The sequence below is a fragment of the Salinifilum aidingensis genome (genome assembly GCF_054782015.1).
In genome coordinates this window covers 68,116-86,729 of record NZ_BAAGTH010000008.1, presented here as the reverse complement: position 1 = coordinate 86,729, position 18,614 = coordinate 68,116, and the positions used below count along the sequence as shown (strand labels likewise).

Annotated in this window: 15 protein-coding genes; 5 read left to right on the top strand and 10 right to left on the bottom strand. The window is 73.2% G+C overall.

The genetic code is table 11. The annotated features are described in order from the left end of the window. The first annotated feature begins 452 nt into the window (after window positions 1-452). Window positions 453-1,298 (top strand): lysophospholipid acyltransferase family protein, encoded by an 846-nt coding sequence (locus ACYVJE_RS12475; protein ID WP_461144562.1) that lies wholly within the window; start codon window positions 453-455, stop codon window positions 1,296-1,298. A 48-nt stretch (window positions 1,299-1,346) separates the two neighbouring features. Further along, window positions 1,347-2,750 carry a condensation domain-containing protein gene (locus ACYVJE_RS12470; RefSeq protein WP_459159394.1) on the top strand — a complete coding sequence of 468 codons (1,404 nt, stop codon included), beginning with the start codon at window positions 1,347-1,349 and terminating at the stop codon, window positions 2,748-2,750. Window positions 2,751-2,775: 25 nt separating this feature from the next. Here ACYVJE_RS12470 and ACYVJE_RS12465 read toward each other — a convergent pair whose 3' ends face one another. Next, the gene (locus ACYVJE_RS12465) at window positions 2,776-3,213 is read right to left on the bottom strand and encodes a MarR family winged helix-turn-helix transcriptional regulator (RefSeq protein WP_459159395.1); all 438 of its coding nucleotides are present in this window, start codon (window positions 3,211-3,213) and stop codon (window positions 2,776-2,778) included. 72 nt (window positions 3,214-3,285) lie between these two features. On the opposite strand from ACYVJE_RS12465, the gene ACYVJE_RS12460 reads away from it, so the two are divergent. Then, complete coding sequence (locus ACYVJE_RS12460) at window positions 3,286-3,855, top strand: hypothetical protein (protein WP_461144561.1); 570 nt, start codon at window positions 3,286-3,288, stop codon at window positions 3,853-3,855. Here the strand turns inward: ACYVJE_RS12460 and ACYVJE_RS12455 are convergent. From ACYVJE_RS12455 to ACYVJE_RS12425, 7 genes are all read right to left on the bottom strand, one after another. Further along, window positions 3,833-4,531 carry a class I SAM-dependent methyltransferase gene (locus ACYVJE_RS12455; RefSeq protein WP_461144560.1) on the bottom strand — a complete coding sequence of 233 codons (699 nt, stop codon included), beginning with the start codon at window positions 4,529-4,531 and terminating at the stop codon, window positions 3,833-3,835. The genes ACYVJE_RS12460 and ACYVJE_RS12455 overlap by 23 nt on opposite strands. 5 nt (window positions 4,532-4,536) lie before the next feature. Then, a complete protein-coding gene (locus ACYVJE_RS12450) occupies window positions 4,537-6,246 on the bottom strand; it encodes a sodium/solute symporter (RefSeq protein ID WP_461144559.1) in 1,710 nt (569 codons plus the stop codon). Further along, window positions 6,243-6,566 (bottom strand): hypothetical protein, encoded by a 324-nt coding sequence (locus ACYVJE_RS12445; protein WP_461144558.1) that lies wholly within the window; start codon window positions 6,564-6,566, stop codon window positions 6,243-6,245. Before ACYVJE_RS12445 ends, ACYVJE_RS12450 begins: the two co-directional genes overlap by 4 nt. A gap of 23 nt (window positions 6,567-6,589) precedes the next feature. Continuing rightward, on the bottom strand, window positions 6,590-7,375 hold the full coding sequence (locus ACYVJE_RS12440) for a LytR/AlgR family response regulator transcription factor (protein WP_459159400.1): 786 nt from the start codon (window positions 7,373-7,375) through the stop codon (window positions 6,590-6,592). After that, a complete protein-coding gene (locus ACYVJE_RS12435) occupies window positions 7,372-8,433 on the bottom strand; it encodes a sensor histidine kinase (protein ID WP_461144557.1) in 1,062 nt (353 codons plus the stop codon). The genes ACYVJE_RS12440 and ACYVJE_RS12435 overlap by 4 nt, the downstream gene beginning before the upstream one ends. Window positions 8,434-8,601: 168 nt before the next feature. Beyond that, window positions 8,602-10,572, bottom strand: coding sequence for an acetate--CoA ligase (gene acs, locus ACYVJE_RS12430; protein ID WP_461144556.1), 1,971 nt, complete (start codon window positions 10,570-10,572; stop codon window positions 8,602-8,604). A gap of 76 nt (window positions 10,573-10,648) precedes the next feature. Next, window positions 10,649-11,257, bottom strand: coding sequence for an acetate uptake transporter (locus ACYVJE_RS12425; protein WP_461144555.1), 609 nt, complete (start codon window positions 11,255-11,257; stop codon window positions 10,649-10,651). A 686-nt stretch (window positions 11,258-11,943) separates the two neighbouring features. Between ACYVJE_RS12425 and ACYVJE_RS12420 the strand changes: the two genes are divergently transcribed. Further along, window positions 11,944-13,350: a diguanylate cyclase domain-containing protein gene (locus ACYVJE_RS12420; protein WP_461144554.1), complete on the top strand. Its 1,407-nt coding sequence runs from the start codon at window positions 11,944-11,946 to the stop codon at window positions 13,348-13,350. A gap of 191 nt (window positions 13,351-13,541) precedes the next feature. Here the strand turns inward: ACYVJE_RS12420 and ACYVJE_RS12415 are convergent, their stop codons facing one another. Further along, window positions 13,542-15,902 carry a xanthine dehydrogenase family protein molybdopterin-binding subunit gene (locus ACYVJE_RS12415; protein ID WP_461144553.1) on the bottom strand — a complete coding sequence of 787 codons (2,361 nt, stop codon included), beginning with the start codon at window positions 15,900-15,902 and terminating at the stop codon, window positions 13,542-13,544. A 270-nt stretch (window positions 15,903-16,172) separates the two neighbouring features. Next, on the bottom strand, window positions 16,173-17,144 hold the full coding sequence (locus ACYVJE_RS12410; RefSeq protein WP_461144552.1) for a C40 family peptidase: 972 nt from the start codon (window positions 17,142-17,144) through the stop codon (window positions 16,173-16,175). 435 nt (window positions 17,145-17,579) lie between these two features. Here ACYVJE_RS12410 and ACYVJE_RS12405 point away from each other — a divergent pair, with 435 nt between their 5' ends. After that, on the top strand, window positions 17,580-18,401 hold the full coding sequence (locus ACYVJE_RS12405; protein WP_461144551.1) for an SAM-dependent methyltransferase: 822 nt from the start codon (window positions 17,580-17,582) through the stop codon (window positions 18,399-18,401). Window positions 18,402-18,614 lie beyond the last annotated feature (213 nt).

The following is an 18,614-nucleotide window of genomic DNA, read 5'->3' as shown; positions in this document are numbered from 1 at the left end:
GTCCTCTCCGCTCGCCGGTTCCTTCCGGTGCACGTGCCACCACGATGATGCCACCGCCCGCGTGCGGCGGGCGAACGTCGTACCGCCCGGACTGCGCGGAACGGCGCGCGGCGCGGTGCGCGAGCGGCGCCGTCGAGCACCGGCGCGCGGCAACTGGCCCGACCGGTGCGGTGGAGGGCAGGCGCGGGTCCGGCGCGGTGGACGACCGAAATCGCGAGGATCACTCGATCGAGTGGATTCCGACGCGGAGCTCCCCGTGCACGCGGAACGCGCGGGGACATTGCGGCAAATTCGCGGTGACGCGCGGGAAACTTCGGCACGGGGCGTTCCCGATGGGGGAAACGCCGGAGTGGACACGCATCGCAGGATGGGGCGGCGCCGCGATGGTGCACCCGTTCGGGCGGATCGTCCACAGCGGACGTTCCGCTCCTGTCCAGAACCTCGATGGATTGGTGACCGTGCACAACCGCTGCCGACCCGCGTGCCTGCCCCCGGACGACGCCCCGCCCCGCGTCGGCGTGGCGCACCGCTCCCTGCGGCAGGTCGCCGTCGCGGTCTCGCACCTGGTGGCGATCGCGTTCGGGTGGGCCAGCCGGTGGTCGTCCGAGCGGTCCGCGCGGCGCCTGCTGCAGCTGTGGTCGCGCTGCCTGCTCCGGGCCGCCGGGATCTCCGTCCGCATCGACGGCGCGCCCGAGCACCCCGGTGCGAAGCTCGTGACGTCCAACCACGTGTCCGCCTTCGACGGGATGGCGATGCTGGCGCGGTTCGGCCACTTCGTCCTCGTCGCCGACAGCGGATCCGCGGACAACCCGGTCTTCGGCCGGTTGAGCCGCGCGAGCGGAGCGGTCTTCCTCGAGGGCGGCGGCTCGGGACTGGTGACCATGGTCCGCTCCGTCGCCGGAGCGCTGCGTTCCGGCGAGTCCGTGCTCGTCTGCCCGGAGGGGGAGATCCGCTGCCGGGAACCCGGCGGGCCGTTCCCGCCGGCCGTGCTGCAAGCCGCCCTCGACGCGGACGTCGCCGTGCAGCCGGTGCTGCTCCGCTGCGTGCTGGCGGACGGAACGCCGACCGCGCGGGCGACGTTCTTCGCCCAGGACGAATCACCCGCGGCGATGCTGCGCCGCGTGCTGCGGATGCGCGGACTGCACCTGCACATCACCCTGCTGCCCCCGCTCGACCCGGGAACCGCGCGGAACCGCCGCGACCTGGCCGTCCTCGCGAAACGACCGATCGACGAGCTCGCCGGACCCCTGCCCGACAGCTGCGCGGCCCCGGCCCCGGCCGAACAGCCCCAGCGCTGAGCGGGCTCGTGGCCGCTGCTGCCGACCCCGACCACGCGAAGGAAGCTCATGCTCACCGCGCTCTCCGACCACCCCGTGCCGCCCGGGCGTCTCGTGGAGTTCCGCGTGCGGCCCGCCGCCTCCGGAGCCGCCCCCGCCGACGACAGGCCGCCGTCCTACCTGCAGGAGACCCACCTGCGCGCCGAGGAGGCGCTGCTGCGCGCGGATCGGTGGTCGCCCACGTGGTTGGCCATCGCCTTCGACGCGCCGGAGGCGGTCGAGCTCGACCACCTCCGCGGCGCCTTCGCCGCCTGGGTGCGCCGCCACGAAGGGCTGCGCACCGGGCTGGTCCGCACCGGTGGGCGGCTGCGGCGGTTCACCTACGCCTCGGAGCAGCTGGCCGTCCGCTCCGCCGTGCTCGGGGACTTCACCTCCGGTGCGGAGGTGCGCGCTCGGTTGGAGGAGCTGTTCGACGAGGGGACGGACGTGCTGGCGCGGTGGCCGGCCTACGTGTTCGCCGCGGTGCTGCACGAGGGGACGGCGACGGTGTTCACGGCGTTCGACCACAGCGCCACCGACGGCTACTCCAACGGACTCGTGCCGCACGAGATCCGGGAACTGCTCCTCGCCGAGCGGGACGACCGTCCGGTGGGCCTGCCCGCGACCGGCAGCCACGTGGACTACAGCGCGGTCGAGCGGTCCGCGGCCTCCGATGTGGACTCGGCCCATCCGGCTGCGGGGGTGTGGCGGAAGTTCCTCGACGGAGCGGGCGAGGGGAACGCGGCGTTCCCGTTCGACCCGGAACTCGCGCCGGGGCAGGTGGTGCCCTCGACGGCGCACCGCGAGGAGCTGCTGGGCGCCGCGGAGGCCGCCGAGTTCGAGGAGGTGTGCGCGGGCAGCGGCGGGCGGTTCCACACCGGGGTGATGGCCGCCTGCGCCCTCGCGGCCTCGGAGACCGGTGGCACGCGCGAATTCCGGGCGACGCTGCCGATGCACACGCGCCGCCGCAACGAGTGGGTCTCCTCCTTCGGGTGGTACGTCAACGTGCTGCCGTTCCACCTCGGTGTGCGCGATGGCGCGAGCTTCGCCGAGGTCAACGCGGATGCCGCGGCGGTGATCCGCGGCGCGATCCCCGCGCTGCGCGTGCCCAGCGGCAGGGTCGCCGAGCTGCTCGGCGAACTGCCCGAGGCTCCCTTCAACGTGTCCTACATGGACTTCCGCGGCGTGCCGGGGATCGAGGGCTGGTCGGAGTGGAACGCGTGCAACCTCGGCAAGTTCGTGCAGGCCGACGGCTGGCACGCCGGTCTGTGGTTCCACCGCACCTGCGACGGGCTGTCGGTGACCGCGGCCCACGCGGACACCGGCGGGGCCCGCGGGACCGCGCGCGCGTTCCTGGCGCAGCTGCGGCGCGTGGTGCGCGCGGTCGCGGAGACCGGTGCGCACCGGCCGGTGCCCGCCCCGGCGCGCGCGTGAGCGCAGCGCCCCGGCGCGGGCGGAGTCATCCCCCCGAGCCGGAGGCGTTGTCGCGCAGGCGACCGAGCAGCCGCTCCAGCTGCGCGACCTCCTCGGGGGCGAGGCCGCTGCGCAGCTGTCGGTCGAAGGCCGCGGCCGCATCGCGCATCCGGGAGAACGCGGCTTCGCCCCGCTCGGTGAGCTCGACGAGGTGCACGCGCCTGTTGTCCGGATCGCGGCGCCGCGTGAGCAGCCCGTCCTGCTCCATCGCGTGCAGGTGCTGGGTCAGCGTCGCGCCGCGGATGCCGACGGCCGCGGCCAGTTCGCGCTGGTTGGCCCGGGGGGTGGCCTTCAGCGAGCGCAGGACCAGCCAGCTCGGGCGGGATCCCCCGGCCGCGGCCAGCGCCTCGTCGAAGGCCTGGCTGACGGTCTTGGCCGTGTTCGCGAGGGCGAGTCCGAGGGGGGTTCCGGGCGGGCGGGGCATGGGCGCAGCCTAGCACGAACGTTCGGAACCTAATGGATTGACGCCTAATGATTAGGCGCCTACCTTTTCCGTATGACGGCGACGAGCACGGCACCTCCCCGCAGCAGCACCGCGCACCTGGGACGACGCGCGCGGCGCGCCGCGCTGCTGACGCACGTCGTCTCCGCCGGGGCGTGGATCGGCATGGACGTGGTGCTGGCCGTGTTCGTGTTCACCGCGCTGTTCACGGCGGACGCGCAGGTGGCGGCGGTGAGCCTGCGGGCCCTCGAGCTGTTCGCGATCGGACCGCTGCTGGCCGCGGGAGTGGTGTGCCTGCTCAGCGGCCTGACCCTGGGGTGGGGGACGAAGTACGGGTTGCTGCGCTACTGGTGGGTCGCGGCCAAGCTGGCCATCAACGTCGTCTTCGTCGCGCTCGTGGTGCTGGCGCTGCGGCCGCAGGTCCTCGCCGCGGCCGAGCGCGGGCGCGCGCTCGGCGAGCAGGGCGCGGCGGACGCCGTCGTCGGCGAGCTCGTCTTCCCGGCGGTGGTGTCCCCGCTCGGCCTGCTCGCGGCGACGGTCCTCGCCGTGTACAAGCCGTGGGGCCGGATCGGCGCCCGGCGGCGCCGGCGCGCCCGCGCGGTCACCCCGGGCGCTCAGCCGTGACGAGGAGGAACGGTGCCGCCCCCGCCGCGGCGACGACCGGGCTGCGGTGGTGCAGCACGCGGAAACCGGCCTCCCGCAGCAGGCGCTCGTAGCTGTCGCGGTCCCAGAACACGTCCCAGATCCGCTCCCACGTGCCGTCGTGCCGGCGCATGTCCACCGGGAGATCATCGCCCGGCCGGTAGGACACCCCCGGCTCGCCCTGGCGCAGCCCCTCGAAGAGCGTGCCCGTCGTGTCCGGATTGCCCGCCAGCAGCACGAACCGCCCCGCCGGACGCAGCGACCGGAACACTCCGCGGGTGAGCTCGACCAGCTCCGCCCACCGCGGTTCGCACTCGTAGACGAACGCGGCCACCGCCGCGTCGACCGACCCTTGCGGCAGCAGCCGGACCAGGGTGCCGTGCCGCAACCGGTGGAAGGACACGCGGGCGTCGTCGGCCTCGCGCGCGGCGCGGCCGAGCATCGCCGGCGAGCGGTCGAGGCCGAAGACGCGGACGTCGCACGTCCGCGCCAGCCACCGCGCCACCGCGCCCGGCCCGCAGCCGACGTCGAGCACGCGCTGCCCGGCCTCGACCGCGAGCTCCTCCGGGAGGTAGTGGTAGCCCGCCCGCCACCACAGCTCCGCGTCGAACGCGGTGAAGGCGTCCGCGGCCGCCGCATCGTCCCAACCGGTGACCATGGTCCTCAATTCCGTTCGCTCGGTTCCGGTTCTCCGGTGCCCCCGCTCGGACCCGCCGGCCGGGCCAGGTGCAGGCGCACCATCGCCGAGCGATCGCCCCGCGGAGCGGGATCCCACCGGGACACCAGCAGCATCAGAGCGAACGCCAGCGGCACGGTCCACAGCGCGGGCTGGCGCAGCAGGCTCGTGGCCCACGGCGCGAGCTCCGGGCCGAACAGCGCGGCGCACGTCGCCGCCGAAGTGGCGACCAGGCCCGCGGTCATGCCCGCGGCCGCACCGCGGGTGGTGAGCCCGTCCCACCAGATCCCGAGCACGAGCAGGGGGCAGAACGTGGCCGCGGCGATGGTGAAAGCCCAGGTCACGAGCGCGTCGGCATCGGCGTTCGGCACGAGCAGCGTCGCGGCGACGAACAGGGCGGCCGCGCCGAGCGCGCTCAGCCGCAGCGTCCGCAGCCGCGCCGGCATGAGGTCGTGCGCCACGGCCGAGGAGACGACGAGCACGAGCCCGAGCGAGGTGGCCAGCACGGCCGAGAACGCCCCGGTGCTCAGCAGCGCCGTCAGCACGGTGCCGGCCGGGCCGTCGCCGAGGTGCATCGGCAGGGCCACCACGGCGGTGTCCGCGCCGCCGGAGAGGTACAGCTGCGGGGTGAGCACCCGCGCCAGCGCCCCGTACACGCCGGGGAAGAGGTAGAACGCGCTGAGCAGGGCGACGGTGAACGCCGCGGTGCGGCGTGCCGCGGCCCCGCTCGGGCTGGTGTGGAAGCGCACGAGGATGTGCGGCAGGCCCATCGCGCCGAACATGGTCGCCAGGAGCACGCCCCAGGTGCTCAGCAGCGGGTGCTCGGTCGCGCCGCTGTCGACGAGCGGGTGGGCCCACCCCCGGCCGCCCGGGCGCTCGGTGCCGTCGACGGAGGGGACCGCCGCACCCCGCGGGAAGGTGAACCGCTCGTCCGCGCCGACGTCGACCTCCCCCGGCGGCAGCGTGCGCGGCTCGCCCGCGACCAGCACGCGGGTGGGTTCGGCGATCCCGAGGGTGACCGGAACGTCGAAGGTGACCCGGGTGCGCTGCTCGAAGTGCGTGAACTCGACGGGGTCGCCCAGCTCCTCGCGGGTCTGCCCGCCGACGAGCACCAGCAGCACCGCTGCGCAGCCGGCGAACAGCACCAGTTTCAGCGCGAACTGGAAGGCTTGCACGTACGTGGCCGCGCGCATGCCGCCCAGCGCCACCGTGAGGCTCACGGTGGCGGCGGCGAGCACGACACCCACCCAGTACGGCGTGCCCGCGATCAGCCCGAGCACCAGCCCCGCGGTGCGGAACTGCGCGACGACGTACAGCGTCGCGATGACCAGCACGATCACCGCCGACAGCCGGCGCACGGCCAGCGACTGCAACCGCGCCTCCGCGAAGTCCGGCACCGTCAGCGCCCCCGACCGCCGCATCGGCGCGGCCACCAGGGTGAGCATCACGACGTAGCCGGCGGTGAACCCCACCGCGTACCACAGCGCTCCCGCACCGCTCTTGAGCATCAACCCGGCGATGCCGAGGAACGAGGCCGCCGAGAGGTACTCGCCGGACACGGCCGCGGCGTTGACCAGGGGCGAAACCTGCCGCGAGGCGACGAGGAAATCCGACGTGGTGCGCATCGCGGCCACGCCGCGGGTGCCGATGAGCAGCGTCAGCACCAGCAGAGCGGCCACGGACACGGCGGCTGTCACACGTTCTCCTCGATCTCCTCGGCCCGCCGCAGGTGGTACCAGGTCAGCGCGAGCATCGCGGGGAAGGGGGCCGCCCCGACGAGCAGCCAGGAGACCGGAACGCCGGCCACGCGCAGCTCGGTGAGCACCGGCAGCGACCACAGCAGCACCGGCAGCCCGAACAGCAGCAGCACCAGCGTCGCGAGCGTGCCCAGCACCGGGGGCAGCAGCGTCCGCCGCGTGCGCTGCGCGCGCCGCGCCTGGGCGGCGTCCAGCCGCCGCGCGGGCCAGCGGCGGCGGATCCGGCCGCGTTCCCGGGCCAGGCGCGTGCGCGGACTCATCACGGTCGTCCGGCGCGGGCGGTTCACGAGGTGTCCTCCAGCAGGCCGTTCTGCGCTGCGTGCAGCAGGCTCTCCCGCAGCTGGCGGGCGTGGCGGCGGCTGACGGGGACGTCGCCGACGTCGGTGCGGGCCAGCAGACTGCCCGCCGAGTCGCTGCGCAGCTCGCGCACGGCGCGGATGTCGACCAGGTAGCTGCGGTGCACGCGCAGGAAGTGGGCTGCGGCCCACTGCTGCTCCAGCCGGGAGATCGGCATGCGCACCGGGTGCCGTCCGCTCGGGGTGCGCAGCCGGACGTAGTCGCCGCTGGCCTCCACGAACCGCACGTCCTCGCGGCGCACGTACCAGGTGCGCCCCTCGGACTCCACCGTGAGCACCGGCAGGTCCTCGGCCGTTTCCGGGGCCGACTCCTGCTGCACCAGGTGCGTGCCCCGCACCATGCGCCGCACCTTGGACACGGCGGTGGCGAGCCGCTCCGCGCGGACCGGCTTGAGCAGGTAGTCGATCGCCCCGACGCCGTAGGCGTTCACGGCGTGCTCGGCGTGCGCGGTGACGAACACGATCACCGGCGGGGCGGCCAGGCGCGCCAGCAGGGAGCCGAGTTCCAGCCCGCCCAGGCCGGGCATGGCGATGTCGAGGAACACGGCGTCGAAGGGATGCAGCTCGATCTCGCGGATCGCGGCGAGCGGTTCGGTCGCGGTGCTGACGCTGTCCACTTCGGGCGTGCCCGCCAGCAGCCGGGCCAGCTCGTCGGCCGCTTCAGCGACGTCGTCGACGACGAGAACGCGCAGTTCGCCACGATGTTCGCTCACGGTGTCACTCCCGCTTGGAAACGCGGCAGCCGGACCACGGCGCGCGTGCCGCTGCCGACGTCGGTTTCCAGGACCAGTCCGAACCAGGAACCGTAGACCTTGCGGAGACGTCGATCCACATTGGCCAGCCCCACCCGGCCGCTCGGCGATTCGCCCGCGAGGAGTTCGGCCGCGTGCTCCGGAGGCATCCCCGGGCCGTCGTCCTCCACCGTGATCACGCACTCGTCGCCGTCGGCGCCGCCGCGCACCTCCAGCGTGCCGGGTTCGGTGCGCGGTTCGATGCCGTGCCGGATCGCGTTCTCCACCAGGGGCTCCAGGATCAGGCAGGGCAGCGCCACGCCCAGCACCTCCGGGGCGACGCGGATGCGGACCTGCAGGCGCTCGCCCAGCACGGCCCGCTGCAGCGCGAGGTAGGTCTCGATGGCGCAGAACTCCTCGGAGACCGTCGTGTACTCGTCGCTGCGGGCGAAGGTGTAGCGGGCGTAGTCGGCGAAGTCGAGCAGCAGCTCCTGGGCGCGTTCGGGCGAGCCCCGCACCAGCGAGCTGATGACGGTCAGCGCGTTGTGCACGAAGTGCGGGGAGATCTCGGCGCGCAGCGCGCGCAGTTCGGCTCGCCCGGCGTGCTCGGCCGAGGCCTCGAGCTCACCGCGTTCCAGTCCGTGGACGAGCAGCGCGGCGATCTCGCGGAGCGCACCCGCGCGGGCGCGTCCGGAGACGACGAGCACGGCGGCGAGCTCCTCGTGGACGTGCAGCGGCACGGTGATCAGCGGGGGGCGCCCGCTGCGGCGCTCGGTACGCCAGGTGTTCTCGACGAGCGGCCCCACCTGCTCGGCGGAGGCCGGCGTTCCCGCCCAGACCGACTCGCCGGAGACGTCCATCAGCGCGAGCCCCGGAACGCCCAGCAGTTCGCGGGCGCGTTCCAGCGCACGCGCCGCGGCCGGCGTGGTGATCCCGTCGCGGAGGTCGTCCAGCAGGTGCCGGGACGCGCGCAGCGCGCTCGTGGGATCACCGGCCGCTCTCTCCGGCCGTAGCAGTGTCCTGGTAGCGCGCACCGGCATGACGGTTCAACCTCGACGGACGGCGGACGATCGTCGCTCCCGGGGGCCGGGCCGGACCGGTGAGGTCCTGAACCCGGCCGCCCGAGGAACGTACCCGATGACTCCGCGGGGCTGAACACTGCCACAGCGCCGAGGCGGGCGGTCAAGCCCCGGCGCCGACCGGTGGCGTCAGCTCTCGTCGCTCGGAGCGCGCATGCCGCGCGCGATGGAGTCCATCACGCTCGAGTCGGCGAGCGTGCTGACGTCGCCGACCTCGCGGTCCTCGGCGACGTCCCGCAGCAGCCGCCGCATGATCTTGCCCGAACGGGTCTTGGGCAGCTCCGGAACCACCATGATCCGTTTGGGCTTGGCGATCGGCCCGATCTCGGCGGCCACGTGGTCGCGCAGCTCCTGCACGACCTCCTCCGCCGCGGCGGCCTCGCCGCGCGGGATCACGAACGCCACGATCGCCTGACCGGTGGTCTCGTCGGAGGCGCCGACGACCGCCGCCTCGGCCACCGCCGGGTGGGACACGAGCGCGCTCTCCACCTCGGTGGTGGAGATGCGGTGGCCGGAGACGTTCATGACGTCGTCGACCCGGCCGAGCAGCCAGACGTCGCCGTCCTCGTCGTACTTGGCGCCGTCACCGGCGAAGTAGTAGCCGCGGTCGGCGAAGGTGGACCAGTAGGTGTCCCGGTAGCGCTCCGGGTCGCCCCAGATGCCCCGCAGCATGGCGGGCCACGGCTCGGTCAGCACCAGGTACCCGCCGGAACCGGCCGGCACCTCGTCGCCGTGGTCGTCGACGACCTGGGCGGAGATCCCCGGCAGCGCGTGCTGCGCCGAGCCCGGCTTGGCCGCGGTCACCCCGGGCAGCGGGGAGATCATGATCGCACCGGTCTCGGTCTGCCACCAGGTGTCCACGATCGGGGTGCTGCCCCGGCCGATGTGCTCGCGGAACCAGGTCCAGGCCTCCGGGTTGATGGGCTCGCCGACCGTGCCGAGCAGCCGCAGCGAGGAGAGGTCGTACTGGGCGGGGACGTCCTCGCCCCACTTCATGAAGGTGCGCACGAGCGTGGGTGCGGTGTAGTAGATCGACACGCCGTAGCGCTGCACGATCTCCCAGTGCCGCCCCTGGTGCGGCGTGTTCGGCGTGCCCTCGTAGAGCACCTGGGTGGCCCGGTTCGCCAGCGGGCCGTAGACGATGTAGGTGTGCCCGGTGACCCAGCCGATGTCGGCGGTGCACCAGTAGACGTCGCGGCCGGGCTCGTGGTCGAACACGACGTCGTGCGTGTAGGCGGCCTGGGTGAGGTAGCCGCCCGAGGTGTGCACGATGCCCTTGGGCTTGCCGGTGGTGCCCGAGGTGTAGAGGATGAACAGCGGGTGCTCGGAGTCGAACGCCTCCGGGGCGTGCTGCTCCGGCTGCTCGGCGAGCAGGTCGTGCCACCACAGGTCGCGGCCCTCCGTCCAGGGCACGGAACCGAGGTCGTCGCCGGTGCGGCGCACCACGACCACGTGGCGGACCGTCTCGGCGCCCTGCAGCGCCTCGTCGACGCCCTCCTTCATCGGGGCCGCCTGACCGCGCCGGTACTGCCCGTCCGAGGTGATCACGACGGAGGCCTCCGCGTCGTCCACCCGGGAGCGCAGCGCGCTCGGGGAGAACCCGCCGAAGACGACGCTGTGCGTCGCCCCGATCCGCGCGCAGGCCAGCATGGCCACGACGGCCTCGGGGATCATCTGCAGCTGGATGGCGACCCGATCACCGGCCCGCACGCCGAGCGAGCTCAGCGCGTTGGCCGCGCGGGAGACCTCCCGCTGCAGCTCGGCGTAGCTGATGTCGCGGGTGTCACCGGGTTCGCCCACCCAGTGCAGCGCGATCTGGTCGCCGTGGCCCGCCTCGACGTGGCGGTCGACGCAGTTGTAGGCGACGTTGAGCCGGCCGCCGGTGAACCACCGGGCGAACGGTGCGTTCGACCAGTCGAGGACGTCGTTCCACTTCGCGTCCCAGTGCAGCCGCTCGGCCTGGCTCGCCCAGAACGCCTCGCGGTCCACCGCGGCCCGGTCGTACAGCTCGGAGCCGGCGTTGGCCCGGGCGGCGAACTCGGCGCTCGGCGGGAAGGTGCGCGCGCCGGCATCCCCAGTGGACGGTTGTTGGTCGCTCATGCGTTTGCCTTGCTTCTCTCTCGTTCGTGGGCGGCGTGACGGTGGGCGCGTGCCGCCTCCGGCACGCTGGTGCGGTTCACGGTGTGCGCGGGCCGACGGGCAGGACGGTGCGCTTCCACGTCGTGTTGAGCACTCCCGCGAAGGAGGCGTAGTAGGCCGCCAGCGCGGTGAGGATGCCGAGCCAACCGCCGAGGGTGCCGAGCGGGTCAACACCGCCGAGATCGCCGATCGTCAGCACCAGGAACGTCAGGAACAGCAGGACGAACACCGTCACGAGGGCGGTGTTCGTGGCCAGTGAGGCGACGGTGAGGTAGCCCGTCACGATCGTGAAGGCGAGCAGGAACAGACCGGTCGCCACGGCCTGCTGCTGGTCGTCCATGGTGTCCAAGAACTGCCAGACGTAGACCGCGAACGCCAGCCAGAAGGCGCCGTAGGTGGGGAAGGCGGTCGCGCCGAAGGTGTTGCCCTTGCGGAATTCCCACATCCCCGCGAGCAGTTGGGCCAGACCGCCGTAGAACAACGCCAACGCGACCACGGCGGTGGTCTCCACGCTGGTGCCCACCAGGCCCGCGTTGACGAAACTCAGCACCAGGGTGGTCGAGGCGAATCCGGCCAGCCCCAACGGCCCCGGATCCGCGATGTGCGCCGTCGGGTCGGCAGTTCCGCCCGTGTCGCTGTCCGCCATCGTTTCTCCTCGCAGATGTTCGCTGTTCTCGCCGGAGCGGAATCCGCGCGGCGGTGGGAAACGCCGCCGCGCCGATCCGTCTCCGCGCCCCTCGCGGGGCTCTGCCGTGTGCGCGACATCCTTCGGTGAGTGCGGGATCACACGCAACAGGACCGCGACGAGTGGTCGCGCAGCACGACCAGTGGTACCCCTGCGCGACGAGCGGTGCAGTTCGCATTCCTCCTCGTGATCGGTGGCACGAACGAGCGGTTGTCGAATCGAACTGCAGTTCACGCGGATCCGCGCGTTCTCGAATGCCGCCCTGCGGGTTCTCCGCCCGCGCGAAAGAGCGAGGAGCGGAATCCCGCTGTTCCCGCGCGGCGCTGTTCGCTCAGCTGTGCGTCTCCTCCGCTCGCGGTACACTTCTCCTGCGCCTCGCTGGGCCGCGAACGTCCGACCGGACCACCGGAACCGGTGGCCGCTGATCCGGTCGTGTCCGGAGGAGTGCGGATGCGTGCTCCGCGGGCGCCGACGACGCGTGCGGAACGAAGAGATCAGGCTGCGAGTGACATGGGTGCTGCTCGATTCCGCGTCCCCAGGCCGCGGCGCGCACGCCGCGCGGCGTGCGGCCGGACCGCCGCTGCTGGGCCCGGGGCGGCGCGTGCGCGGTGCGGTCGTCGGTCGCGGATCCTGGCGCGGTCGCCGTGGTGAGGCAGTGGCAGCCGTACCTCGTCATCGCCGTGTGCGCGGTGGCCGCCCTGGTGGCGTCCGGAGTGCTCCCGCCGCAGGCCACGCGCACGCTCGCCGATGTGACCGGACTCGTCGGGGCGGTCGCGGCCGCCGCCGCGTTCGGCATCACCGGCTACCGCAGCGGTGAGGCGTGGCGGGCTTGGTTGTCCACGGCGATGGCGCTGTGGGCGGTCGGGCAGGCGATGTGGACCTGGCACCGGCTCAACGGCCGGGTGATCACCTTCCCCGACATCGAGAACATCTTCTACTTCGGGCTGCCGCTGTGCGCGTTCGTCGCCCTCGTCAGCGCCGCGCGGAGGGAGCGCTCGCTGCGGCGGGAGGACGTCGTCTCGCCGCGCCGGGTGATCGCGCTCGACGCGCTGATCATCGTCTGCAGCCTGGCAGTGCTGCTGTGGGAGCTGACGCTCGGATCGATCTTCTACGGGGAGAACTCCGCAGCGCTGCTGCTGGCGGTGTCCTACACGTTCGGCGACCTCGTGCTGATCGTGGTGGCGATCCTGCTCGCCGTGACGCTGCACAGCGTGCGGCGCATCCCGCTGGCCTGGATCATGCTCGGGCTCATCGCGATCGGCGTTTCCGACGCCGCGTACACCTACACGATCTCCCTCGGAGCGGAGGCCGCACCTGCCAGCGACATCGGTTACCTGTCCGCACCCGTGTTCCTGCTGATCGCCGCACTGGTCCCGGACAACCCGCTGCCGCGGTTGAAGCCGAGCCTGCCGCTGCTGTTCCTGCCGTACGTGCCGCTGGTCGCGGTGATCGTCATCATGGTCGTCGGCCGCACGCGCGAGACCGAGACCAACCCGGTGGAGATGTACCTGCTCGGCGTGGTCGTGGGACTGGTCGTGCTGCGCCAGCTCGTGACGCTGCAGCAGCTCTACAGCGTGCACCTGGAACTGCACCACCAGGCCACGCACGACGACCTCACCGGGGTCGCCAACCGGGCGCTCGTGCTCGAGTACCTCGAGGCGGCGCTCTCCCGCGCTTCCCGGGGGCACTACGACGTCGGCCTGGTCTACGTCGACCTGGACAGCTTCAAGGAGATCAACGACCGGTTCGGGCACAACGTCGGGGACATGCTGCTGCGCACGTGCGCCCAGCGGCTGAAGCAGTGCACGCGGGAAACCGACCTCATCGGCCGCATCGGCGGGGACGAGTTCCTGGTCATCCTCGAACCTGCCGGCTCGCCGGAGAAGTTCAAGCAGCGGCTGGCCGACGCGCTCGGGGCCCCGGTCGCGCTGGGGCAGGAGGCCCCGCAGGGGATCGCGGCGAGCGTCGGGCACGTGCTCGCGGCAGGGGCGGACACGCCCCTGGAGGCGCTCGCGCGGGCGGATGCGGCCATGTACCGCGACAAAGCGCGGTAGGCGGCCCCTCGCGACGGCCGCGGCGCCGGCGCGCAGACATGCCGGGGAGCGCCGGCCAGCGGAGGCCGGCGCGGACACCGGGGGAGCGGGACGCGGGCAGGTGGAGTCAGGACGGGCACCGCAGCCGGGAGCACCGCGCCGGGGTGCGGTCACGCGAGGACCGGCGCGGTGCCCGGGGATCCCGCCCGCGGTCAGGACCGCTGCCGGGCGTGCCGGATCGCCTCCCACACGCGCCGCGGAGTGGCGGGCATGTCGATGTGCTCCACGCCGAACGGGGCCAACGCGTCGAGCACGGCGTTGACCACCGCGGGAGTGGCGGCGATCGAGCCGGATTCGCCCGCCCCCTTCGCCCCGAGCGCGTTCGTCGGCGAGGGGGTCACCGTGTGCCCGAGGGTGAACTCGGGCAGTTCCGGTGCCGCCGGCACGAGGTAGTCCGACAGGGCGGCGCTGGTGAGCGTTCCGTCGGCGTCGTGCGCGGCCTCCTCGTAGAGCGCCTGCCCGATCCCCTGGGCGATGCCGCCGTGCATCTGACCATCCACGATGGAGGGATTGATGACGTTGCCGCAATCGTCGACGCCGAAGTAGTGCGGCACGGTGACCTTCCCGGTCTCCGTGTCCACTTCGACCACGCAGATGTGCGTGCCGAAGGGGTAGGTGAAGTTCGGCGGGTCGAAGAACTGCTCCTCGGACAGCCCCGGCTCCATCCCCTCGGGCAGGTCGGCCGCGAGGTACGCGGCCCCCGCCACCTCCTGGATGGTGACGCCCCCGCCGGGCGCGCCCGCGACGGAGAAGCGCCCGGCCTCGAACTCGAGGTCGTCCTCGGCGGCCTCGAGCATGTGCGCGGCGATCGCCCGCGCCTTGGTCAGGACCTTGCGGGAGGCCAGGTGCACCGCCGTGCCGCCGACCGCCGCGCTGCGCGAACCGTAGGTGTCCAGCCCGTACGGTGCGGTGCTGGTGTCGCCGTGCACGACCTCGACGTCCTCGACGGCCACGCCCAGGGCGTCGGCCGCGATCTGCGCCCAGGTGGTCTCGTGCCCCTGCCCGTGCGGCGAGGTGCCGGTGACGACCTGCACCGTGCCGCCCGCGAGCATCCGCACGCCGGCCATCTCCCACCCGGGTGCTCCCAGCCGCAGCGCGGCGGTCATCTTCGAGGGGGACAGCCCGCCGTTCTCCGTGTAGCTGCACACGCCGATGCCCAGCTGCACCGGGTCGTTGTCGTCGCGCCTGCGGCGCTGCTCGGCGCGCCAACCGGCGTAGTCGGACAGTTCGAGCGCCCGGTCCAGCGCGAGCGGGTAGTTGCCGGAGTCCATCTCGAGCCCGGCGGGCGTGGTCGACCCCGAGTCGAAGGGGGCGTGGTAGTTGCGGCGGCGGACCTCGGCCGGGTCCATACCGAGCTCGCGGGCCAGCGCGTCCACGGCCCGCTCCACCCCGTAGATGCCCTCGGTGCGCCCCGCGCCGCGGTAGGAGTCGGTGGGGGTGCGGTTGGTGAACACGCCCCGGCACTCGATGGAGAAGGCGTCGAAGGAGTAGACGCCGGGGAAGATGAACGCGCTCAGCAGCGGGATTCCCGGGGTGAGCAGCTGCAGGTAGGCACCCATGTCGGCGAGGATGCGCACCCGCATGCCCAGCAGGCGCCCCTCGTTCGTGGCCGCCAGGTCGACGTACTGGACCTGGCCGCGGCCGTGCGTCATCGCCTGGCTGTCCTCGGAGCGGTCGGCCACCCACTTCACCGGCGCGCCCAGCCGTCGCGCCAGAGCCAGCGCCAGGCACTCCTCGGGGTAGACGTTGAGCTTGCCACCGAAGCCGCCGCCGACGTCCGGGGCCACCACCCGGAGCTTGGACTCCGGAACCGAGCACACCGCCGCCAGCACGCCGCGCAGGATGTGCGGGATCTGCGTCGAGGAGTGCAGGGTGAACCCCCCGCCCCCCAGGTCCGGGGTGGCCACCACCGCGCGCGGTTCCATCGGCGTGGGCTGCAGGCGCTGCTGGACGTACCGCTCCGAGACGGTGACGTCGGCGTTCGCGAACGCCGCCTGGACGTCGCCGTTGTCCAGGCCCCACGTGTAGCACTCGTTCGTGCCGAACTGCTCGTGCACCAGCGGGCCACCGCGCAGGGCCTCCTCGACGTCCGCGACGGCCTCGGCGGGCTCGTAGTCGACGTCGATGCGCTCGAGGGCGTCCTCGGCCGCGGCGCGGTCGGTGGCCACGACGACGGCGACGGGTTCGCCGGCGAAGCGCACGGTGTCGACCGCCATCGGCGGGTGCTCGGGCAGGTGGATCTCCTCGGTGACCGGCCAGGCGCACGGGATGCCGGCCCACTCGCCGGCGAGGTCGGCACCGCTGAACGCCGCGACGACGCCGGGCAGCTCGGCCGCGGCGGCGGTGTCCAGGGCCGTGATGCGGGCGTGCGCGAAGGGGCTGCGCAGCACCGCCACGTGCATCGTGCCGGGCGGGGTGATCGTGTCGGTCCAGGTGGCCTTGCCCTGGACCAGCGGTTGGTCTTCCTTGCGCGGAACCGGAGTTCCGACGGCCGGTCGAAGTGTTTCGGTCATGCTCGGACAGCCTCCCCTGCCGCCTGGGCGGTCGCGGTTCGCCGTGGGCGCTTCGCCCCAGGATCGCCGACCGTCTCCGCGCGCGCACCGTTCCGGAGGTGGTTCGGGGCGGCGTGTCGCCGAGATCCTCCGTTCGGGCGGTACCGGGTGCGCCCGCGCGCGGCAGCCGCACGCGGCGTGCGGGGGACGGGAGGACCGGACGAGCAACCGGCCCGCGGCGCGAGCGGTGGCGCGCCGCGGGCCGGTGCTCGGCAGCAGGACCGTGCGGACTCAGGTGTAGCGGCGCACGCTGTTGACCTCACCCATGTAGGCGACCTCTTCGACCGTGACGGTCTGCCCCTCGGTGGGCGCGTGCACGATCTGCCCGTTGCCGATGTAGATGCCGTTGTGGCTGCCCGAGCTGTAGAAGAAGATCACGTCGCCCGGCTTCATCTCGCTCTGCGAGACCTCCTTGCCCTCGGTGATCTGCGACTGGGTGGAGCTGGGCAGGTCCACCCCGGCCTGTTGGAACGACCACTGGACCAGGCCGGAGCAGTCGAACTGGCTCGGCCCCTTGGCCCCGTAGACGTAGGGCGAGCCCTGCTTGCCCAGTGCCGCGTTGACCGCTTCGATGGCCGAACCGCCGCCGAGGAGCTGCCCGACCGAGCTGGTCTCGCCGGAGATCTCCTCCTGGACCTGCTGGCTGAGGCTGTTGTAGTGCTCCTCGACCTTGGCCACCTGCTGGTCCATGGCGCTCTTGCGGTTTTCGATGTCGGTTTTCAGGCGCGCCGCGGCAGCTTCGGCCTTCGCGGCCCGGTCGCGCGCCGCCTGCGCCCGGTGCTCGGCCCTCTCCGCCCGGTGGGTGGCCGCGGCGAGCCGGCCGATCACCTTGTTGTTGTCCTTGGCCAGCACGTCGAGCGTGGCGGCGCGGTCGAGGAAGTCATCCGGGTTTTCGCTGGCCAGCAGCGCCGACATCTTGTTCAGCCGCGCCCCCTGGTAGCTGGCGCTCGTCAGCTGGTCGACGCGGCCGCGGAAGCGCTCCTCCTCGTTGCGGGCCTGCTCGGCGACGCGATCGGCCTGCTCCGCCCTGGCCGTGGCCTTGGCGAGTTCCTCCTGCTTGGCTTCGTGGTCGTCCTGGGCCTTCTTGTGCTTCTCGGTGAGCTCCTCGGCGCGGCGGGACAGCTCGTGCAGCTTCTGCTCCGCCTGCTGGGGGTCGTCGGGGAGGTCGGGGGCTGCCAGCGCGGGGGAGGCCGTTACGCCCATCGTGGCGGTGAGGACCGCCGCCGTGCAGGCAGCACGGATCGTGCGTTTCGGTCGGGGCGACGCCGCGTGGTGCACGGTGACTCCGTCTCCTTCGCCGGGTTCGGGGGACTTGCGCCGGGTTGACGGCCGGGAACCGCGACCCGGCCGGACGGTGTGCCCGCTTCGCGGCGAATCGCCGCTCGGGGCGGAACGTCCGGGAGGGCCGCGCTCTCCCGCGCACAACCACGTTCGGGTTACGCAACGCGGTGCAGGTTAGTACAGCGATCTCTAAGCACGGGCGCGAGGCCCCGAAGCGCACCCGGGACTGGTGGGAACCGGGGCCGGTCGGTGGTGCGGAGGTGAGCCCTTCCCGCCAGCGGGCGCGCGGCTCGCCTTGACGGGGGGCGGTGGAGGCAGAAGCATGTGCGCGACGACGCCGCACGAGGAAGGGGACGCATGACCGAGCAGGCCGAGGGGCCGCTGACCACCCCGCACGTCGATCCCACCGTCGCGCACAACGCGCGCGTGTGGGACTACTGGCTCGGCGGCAAGGACAACTACGCCGTGGACCGCGAGGCGGGGGACCGGGTGCGCGAGCTGTTCCCCGGGATCGCCACGGTCGCCCGCGCCGACCGGGCGTTCCTCGCCCGCGCCGTCGGGCACCTCGTGCAGGACCGCGGGGTCCAGCAGTTCCTCGACATCGGCACGGGGCTCCCCGCGGCGGACAACACCCACGAAGTGGCCCAGTGGCACGACCCGAGCTGCCGAGTGGTGTACGTGGACAACGACCCGCTGGTGCTCGCCCACGCCCGGGCGCTGCTGACCTCCGACGACGCGAGCGGCCCCGTGGACTACCTGCACGAGGACGCGCGCAACGTCGAGGCCGTGCTGGACGCGGCGGCGGGCACGCTCGACTTCGGCCGGCCGGTGGCGCTCATGCTGCTCGGCGTGCTCAACTTCCTCACCGACGTCGACGAGGCCCGCCGCACCGTCGAACGCCTGACCGCCGCGGTGCCCTCCGGCAGCTACGTCGTGCTGAGCCATCCGACCACCGAACTGGGCGGGGAGGAGAACGGCGCGGCCATGGAGTTCTGGAACGCCAACGCCACCCCGCCGATCACCGCGCGCAGCGGGGCGCAGATCCGCGGTCTGCTCGGTGACCTCGAGGTGCAGTCGCCCGGGCTGGTCTCCTGCGCCGACTGGGATCCGGGCGCGGTGAGCACCTCCCCGCCGGAGGAAGCGGTGCCGCAGTACGCCGCCGTGGCCCGCAAGCCCTGATCCGCCGGGCCGGTGACGCTCGGTGACCGGCCCCGTGCGGCGCCCGGTCCCCGCGGGTGCGCTGCTCGCCCTCGGTACGACGTGTCGCGCGCGGTCCTGCCGGGTACCGGGAGGGCGTAGCCGAGTATCGGAGGAGTGCCGCCGCGGTGGCGCGGTGGCCCTGGCGTGGTGGTGTCGATGCTGCTGACAGAAACCCGCCGTGCAGCGGAGCGG